General features: G+C 45.5%; 3 protein-coding genes. 2 read left to right on the top strand and 1 reads right to left on the bottom strand.

Annotated features, from left to right (window positions below; genetic code table 11):
• Positions 1 to 309, bottom strand: a 309-nt coding sequence (locus OB13_RS20000; RefSeq protein WP_461491952.1) for a uracil-DNA glycosylase, incomplete at its 3' end; no start/stop codon positions are given.
• A 101-nt stretch (positions 310 to 410) separates the two neighbouring features.
• Between OB13_RS20000 and apaG the strand changes: the two genes are divergently transcribed.
• Positions 411 to 797 (top strand): Co2+/Mg2+ efflux protein ApaG, encoded by a 387-nt coding sequence (gene apaG, locus OB13_RS19995; RefSeq protein WP_461491951.1) that lies wholly within the window; start codon positions 411 to 413, stop codon positions 795 to 797.
• Positions 798 to 981: 184 nt separating this feature from the next.
• The gene (locus OB13_RS19990) at positions 982 to 1,767 is read left to right on the top strand and encodes an O-methyltransferase (RefSeq protein WP_461491950.1); all 786 of its coding nucleotides are present in this window, start codon (positions 982 to 984) and stop codon (positions 1,765 to 1,767) included.
• Positions 1,768 to 1,966: the final 199 nt, after the last annotated feature.

Below are 1,966 nucleotides of genomic sequence, written 5' to 3'. Positions count from 1 at the left end.
CTTGCCAAGATCATTTTTTATCTCCTTAAAAATATTGAGTAGCGAAGGCGGAACTCGCACCTCATCTCTCACCGAAAAAGCCAATCCGTTGGCCTGATTGGGGCCATGATAGGGGTCCTGGCCTAAAATAACTACCTTTACTTCCTCGAAGGGACACATCTCAAAAGCATTGAAAATCTGGTTACCTGGTGGGTAAACTTTTTGGGAGGCGTACTCGTCTTTAACAAAAGACACAAGCTTTTTGAAATATGGCTTTTCAAATTCGTCTTGTAGCACATTTTGCCAGCTTTCTTCTATCTTTACATTCATGAGTTTGTGTGGGTAGTTGTTTTAGAATCCGGAAAATCTGTTTCAGGACCTTGGATAGCTATACCGGAAACAGTTTCTAATTATACAAAAAACTCTGTAACATGGATACAAAAACTACAGAAGGTGTAAAAGTAACGGTCACGACCAACTACCTTCCAGATTATTCCAGTCCGGTACAGCAGCACTATGTATTTGCCTACAAGATCAGTATAGAAAATAACAGTGAGTTTACTGTGAAGTTGCTTCGGCGTCACTGGTTCATACACGATGCCACCGGTGTCGTACGCGAAGTGGAAGGTGAAGGTGTGGTAGGCCAGCAACCGGTGCTGGAGCCGGGCGACTCGCATGAGTATGTGTCGGGCTGCAACCTGAAAACCGGCTTGGGAAAGATGCGTGGCACGTATTTGATGGAGCGCATGGTAGACGGCAAGCAATTTAAGGTCACTATACCTGAGTTCACTCTCGTTGTACCGTATAAGCTGAATTAATTTGATGGTTGATTGCTGAATTGTTGATTCGGCTATACCTGATTTTAATTGTTAATTCGGCTATACCTAAAATCTAAGTTTGTGAGCCAAATTGTTTCTCTAATCTTTTCCAATCACATGTATTGAGAAAACATTTTAGCCATCAAACAATTTAACAATTCATCTAATTTAACCACCCAATAGATTGCTCCCCTTCCACCTGGCTGCTCATTACCTGCTTTACAGGGCAAAGTCTTTTAAACTACACGGGATACACTCCCCATTTGTATTTGATCTATACCAGCGTGTTATACTCCACGAGGGAAACTACTATGCCTACCCGAAAGTAGAGGCGCTGCGGGAGGAGCTGCAGGAAGATGAGCGCACCCTTCTGGTAACAGACTTTGGAGCGGGGCCCAAAGCGGGGTTAAAGAAGGAGCGCAAAATCAGTTATATCGCCCGTACGTCAGCTAAACCCGCTAAATACGGCCAGCTGCTGTTCCGTCTGGTAAGTCATTTTCAGCCAAAGGTTATTTTTGACCTGGGTACTTCGCTCGGCATTACCACTTCCTACCTGGCCGAAGCTAACGTGCAAGCGACTGTCTATACTTTCGAAGGCTGCCCTGCCATTGCTGGCGAAGCGCAGGCCAATTTCACAAAGCTTGGACTGAAGAATGTGCACGCGGTTGTAGGTAACCTGGACGAAACGCTGCCAGGGCAATTGGAACAGATACAGCAGCTGGATTTTGTCTTTTTTGATGGGAACCACCGCTACGAGCCGACCATGCGCTACTTTGAGGCTTGCCTGGCCAAACACCACGAACACAGCGTTTTTGTGATCGATGATCTATATTGGTCCTCTGAAATGAAGCGTGCCTGGCAGGAAATAAAGCATCACCCGCAGGTACTTCAGACGATAGATCTGTTCTATGTAGGATTAGTATTCTTCAGAAAGTCGCAGCCGAAAGAGAATTTTACGCTTCTGTTTTAAAGGGATACAGGGCTCTTAACCAACAGCTAGAGTTAAGAGCTTGTCTTACAGGGTAGCAAACACGAGAATCTCGAATCAGAGAAGTTAGATTTAGCTCCAGGCTAAGCAACTAGCGGGATTTGCTGTACCGGTTCCAACTGCCCCACCTTATCCAAGGCGGGGAGCCTGCTCTTGCTACGTCTCCAGTTGTTGTTTCATA

Source organism: Pontibacter sp. HJ8 (assembly GCF_054824225.1).
This window is presented reverse-complemented; position numbering and strand designations above follow the sequence as displayed.